1 protein-coding gene is annotated in these 527 nt (G+C 76.7%); it reads left to right on the plus strand.

The window, feature by feature from the left end; translation table 11 throughout:
* On the plus strand, window positions 1–527 hold a 527-nt coding region (locus G3I65_RS26455; RefSeq protein ID WP_160698509.1), incomplete at both ends, for a helicase-associated domain-containing protein.

Genomic DNA, 527 nt, shown 5'->3' on the forward strand with positions numbered 1-527 from the left:
GCGCTGGACCATGGCCGAGGCGAGCGCGCTGGGCCTGGTCGGGCTCGGCGGCGTCACGACGGCGACGCGTGCGCTGCTGGCCGACGACCGGCCGGGCGCCGTCGAAGCCATCCTGGACGCGCTGCCCGCGCCGGTGGACCACGTGCTGCTGCAGGCCGACCTGACCGTGGTCGCGCCGGGCCCGCTGGAGCCGGAGCTGGCCGCGGAGATGGCCGCGGTCGCCGACGTCGAATCGGCCGGGCACGCGACCGTCTACCGGATCACCGAGGGCTCGGTGCGGCGCGCGCTGGACACCGGCCGCACCGCCGACGAGCTGCACGCGCTCTTCAAGGCGAAGTCGGCGACGCCGGTGCCGCAGGGGCTGAGCTACCTGGTCGACGACGTCGCCCGGCGGCACGGGCGGCTGCGCGGCGGGGTCGCGGCGTCGTTCCTGCGCTGCGACGACGAGGCGCTGCTGGCCGAGGTGCTGGCCCACCCCATCGCCGCCGAACACGACCTGCGGCTGATCGCGCCGACCGTCGTGGTCA

The sequence above is a fragment of the Amycolatopsis sp. SID8362 genome (assembly GCF_010550475.1).
Classification (GTDB): Bacteria; Actinomycetota; Actinomycetes; order Mycobacteriales; family Pseudonocardiaceae; genus Amycolatopsis; species Amycolatopsis eburnea.